Here is a 1758-nt window from a genome sequence, read left to right as displayed (position 1 = left end):
ACGAGCTCAGTGATGCTGAACTGGCCGTTTTCTGGGGAGCCGCAGATCATCGTCTGGCTGAGCTTATTACCGGAACTTTATACGACCATGTTCCAGTGGAGATATGGCGGCATGTCCGTTGATTACATCTTCGGGGTTATATTCATATTGTATTCATTTCTGAGATACCACGTCCTAAAATTAGCTGCATCCAGAGGCGGTGAAAACAGGTATCCCTGCAGTAGCATTACCTGATTATTCCTCATAAACAGGGCCTGCTTCCTGGTGCTGATACCCTCTGCAATCATGGTAAGTTTCAGTCTTTTACTGAGGGTGATAATGGCATCAAGCACTGGGGTGTCTCCGTTGGCAGAATCGATCGTTTCTGTGAAACATCTGTCAATTTTGAGAAAGTCTGCAGGCAGGATTTGCAGGATAGACAAGGAACAATAGCCGGTTCCAAAATCATCTATAGCAACCTTTATACCTGCCTCACGCAACTGGGACAGATGGGTAACAGTTTTCTCTGTATTTTCAATGAGTGTGCGTTCGGTAATCTCCGCCACAAGGGATAACGAAGAAGGAATACTGTCACGAAACGCCCTCATATCCCCTATAAACTCTCCTCCGGCGAGGTGCTCCGATGCAATATTTATGCTCAGATGAAACTCTCCCGTGGGGATCCACTCTTTAACATCATTAGCAATAAGCCTCATCAGGTGACGCGTTAAGGGCCCCATCATTTTTTCTGATTCTGCCGCAGGAATGAACACGTCCGGAGGGATCAATCTGCCGTTATTTCTTCTCCAGCGCATCAGGGCTTCTGCACCATGGCAGTGTCCTGAAATATCACAGACCGGCTGATAGCAGACAAAAAACTCTCCTTCTGTTATTGCCCTGCTTATCACGGATGCAGGGGAAATACGAGCAGCATGCCATCGTTTCCAGAAAGTACCTGACAGGAATGAAAATAAAAGAAATGCAGGAAGAATTATCGGGATGCCTTCAGTACTGAAGTACAGCCAGCTACGGAGGGTCGAATAAGCCGACACCCTGATATCACCTGCCTGTATTTGTAGCGAGGTAAGAACTTCGTGGTCACCCCGGGGCCCCCCCAGGGTGACAGACCGCCCGTGCCCTGCCTGTAGTGCGTAGTTCAGGTGGGTATTACCGGCCATCACCTTAATCAGCTCCCGCATGTAACGGGTGTCCAGTACCGTATAGGCGTAAATATTTTCCTTCAGCATCCGGGTATAGACAATCACAGAGTCGCCGTGGCCGGGGTTCATCGAGATTGATGAGGCCACTGCCGGCATATTCCCGTCAGACACACTCACATCCGGAAAAATGCTTTTAACAGGCCAGGATTTATTTCCGCTGAAGGAGGAACAGATTATTGTCTTGCCTGAAATGATCCCCGCGCTCCTGGTGTAAGGTGTTAGCGTTGCCAGAGATGTCAGCAACGGCAGGATTGTTTCGCAGTCATGAGCACCTGCTTCACTAATCCGACTAAGCGTGGCGGATGCTGGTTGATAGTATTCATCAGTAAGCCTGAGTATACCGCTCACACCAGCAGTCATTGCGCGGTACTGCATCCACAAACCCGAGCATATAAGAATAATACAGAGCATCACCGTTGCTCCGGCAAGGGTCATCCATAACTGAAATGGCCTGGGTGATATTGTTTTCATATGGCTCATTGGCGTTCACAAAGAATAAAACACCATCATAAATACAAAGTTGCTCAAATATCCATTTTTTTAAAGTTAACAGGCTGAT

3 protein-coding genes are annotated in these 1758 nt (G+C 47.9%); 1 reads left to right on the top strand and 2 read right to left on the bottom strand.

The genetic code is table 11. The features are described from left to right. On the top strand, positions 1 to 122 hold a 122-nt coding region (locus F3J26_RS22510), incomplete at its 5' end, for an Hha/YmoA family nucleoid-associated regulatory protein (RefSeq protein ID WP_286180351.1). Here the strand turns inward: F3J26_RS22510 and F3J26_RS22505 are convergent. Next, positions 123 to 1574, bottom strand: coding sequence for an EAL domain-containing protein (locus F3J26_RS22505; protein WP_205246613.1), 1452 nt, complete (start codon positions 1572 to 1574; stop codon positions 123 to 125). Next, positions 1522 to 1758 (bottom strand): hypothetical protein (locus F3J26_RS22625; RefSeq protein ID WP_205246612.1); only part of this gene is annotated, 237 nt, incomplete at its 5' end. The genes F3J26_RS22625 and F3J26_RS22505, both read right to left, overlap by 53 nt.

Source organism: Enterobacter sp. Ap-867 (assembly GCF_011752855.1).
Taxonomy (GTDB): Bacteria; Pseudomonadota; Gammaproteobacteria; order Enterobacterales; family Enterobacteriaceae; genus Cedecea.
Note: the sequence above shows the minus strand (reverse complement) of the source record. Positions and strands in the feature narration are given on the sequence as shown.

Excerpts from the sequence above, each read along its gene's own strand:
- F3J26_RS22505 (WP_205246613.1), bottom strand. The coding sequence starts at position 1,574 with ATGCAGTACCGCGCAATGACTGCTGGTGTGAGCGGTATACTCAGGCTT.